Origin of the sequence: Nonomuraea turcica, assembly GCF_030718205.1 — a bacterium.
In the GTDB taxonomy this organism is placed as follows: Bacteria; Actinomycetota; Actinomycetes; order Streptosporangiales; family Streptosporangiaceae; genus Nonomuraea.
In genome coordinates this window covers 1-1,761 of sequence record NZ_JAUZQF010000079.1, presented here as the reverse complement: position 1 = coordinate 1,761, position 1,761 = coordinate 1, and the positions used below count along the sequence as shown (strand labels likewise).

Below are 1,761 nucleotides of genomic sequence, written 5' to 3'. Positions count from 1 at the left end.
ATCTGCCGGCTGAACAGATCGTCGCCCGGTTCGGACTCCTTACGGGTGATCAGATCGTCCATGTAGGCGCGCAGTTCGGCGAAGGCTCGCTGGCGGTCCTGCGTCGAGGAGGTCCGGCGCACCACCACGGCGGTGCGGCTCTGGAAGAAGCCGTGGTCGGTGTAGGGCGCGCCGAGCAGTTCGCAGATCACCAGGGAGGGCACCGGCAGGGACAGCGCCTGCACCAGGTCGACCGGTCGCTGCTCGGTGGCGAGCATGTCGTCGATGAACTGGTCGACGATGTCCTGGACCCTGGGGCGCAGCGCGGCCAGCCGCTTCACGGTGAACTCGCCGATCAGCTGGCGCCGTGCCGCGGTGTGTTCCACGCCGTCCATGCCGACCATCGACGGCGGCTGACTACGGAGCTGCTGCAAGGTCGCCGCATCGGCGATGAAGAACGGGAAGCCGTCCTTGCGCCGGTCGGAGGAGAAGCGGCGATCGGCGAGGACGGCCCGGCCTTCCTCATGCCCGGACACCAGCCACCCCTCAGCGCCGCTCACCAGGCGCACCCGGTTGATCGGCGCCCACGCGCGCAGCCGCTCGTAGGCGGCAGGCGGGGCGAACGGGCAGCCGCGCTCGACCGGCAACTGCAGGCCAGCGAGGTCGCCAGCAACACTCTTCGTCATCAATGACCTCCCACTGATATATCTGGGTGAGCTTTGTTCTGCTCGTCGGCGCCCGCGAAGTCACCCAACTCCTGGACGACACCCTCCACGGCGCACACGACCCGTTCGGAGAGACCCGGAGCTGGCCGGGGCCGGCTACTCAAGGTCCACCGCTCGTACGCGCGTTGCGCCAGCCGCCGCCTTCGCGCTTCGCGGGGGACGAGGCAGGCTTCGAGATATGACACCTCGGGCCTTCACCGGGTCTCCGGGATCGACCGCAGGTGGATTGCGGCGGTCACCACGCAACGGGGCCAAGGCGATCGATGAAGATTCCGGTCGGCCCGTCGGCGTCCATCGCCGCGAGCCCGACGATCGAGTCGGTGCCCTCGGTGACCGTCAGCTGGCCGGTGTGATTGTTCATGTCGGTGGCGGCGAATTTGCGATTGGCGACTTCTCCGGGAGTGGCGATGTTGAATTTGATCTTCGGGAGCGCCTGGGCGTACCGGACAGTGATCATGTTCAGCGCCGCCTTCGACGAGCTGTAGGCGAGCTCGTGCATCTTCGAGACGGGCTGATCTGGATCGGTCACGACCGCGAAGGAACCGCCACCGCTGGACACCATCACCACCCGCGGATTGTCCGCCGCCTGCAGCAAGGGAAGGAACGCATGCGTGACCCTGATCGGCCCGTACACGTTGGTGTCGTAGACGGAATGAATTTCCTCGGCCGTCGCGTGTGCGGGCGCCATACCCTTTCCTGGCGCGCCGGCATTGTTGATCAGCACATCCAGCCGGTCGGTGTGCTCCCGGACGAGCCGTACCGCGTCGGTCACCGACTCGTCCGAGGTCACGTCCAGCGGGATCACAACCACGTTCGCGCCACCGGCGGTCAGCTTGGCGGCGGCTGCCTGTCCTCGACCTTCATCACGCGAGCCGAGAAAGATCATCCAGCCCCGTTCCCCGAGCCGCCGGGCCGCCTCGAGCCCCAGTCCCTTGTTGCTCCCGGTGATCAACACCGAGGTCTGTTCCGAGTCCGTCATGCCCCTTAAGACGCCGCGCTCCGCTCGACTGTGACATGGGTGCGCGACGTCACAACCGGGAGCCCCTTGCGGGCTGGC

2 protein-coding genes and 1 pseudogene are annotated in these 1,761 nt (G+C 67.2%); 1 reads left to right on the top strand and 2 read right to left on the bottom strand.

The features are described from left to right. Positions 1-665, bottom strand: a pseudogene (locus tag Q9G87_RS60245) (cytochrome P450); the annotation flags it as partial. A gap of 26 nt (positions 666-691) precedes the next feature. On the opposite strand from Q9G87_RS60245, the gene Q9G87_RS60240 reads away from it, so the two are divergent. Further along, positions 692-886, top strand: a complete 195-nt coding sequence (locus Q9G87_RS60240) for a hypothetical protein (protein ID WP_305925675.1) — start codon at positions 692-694, stop codon at positions 884-886. Between the two features lie 53 nt (positions 887-939). Here Q9G87_RS60240 and Q9G87_RS60235 read toward each other — a convergent pair. After that, the coding region (locus Q9G87_RS60235) for an SDR family oxidoreductase (RefSeq protein ID WP_371826031.1) at positions 940-1,761 on the bottom strand (822 nt) is incomplete at its 5' end.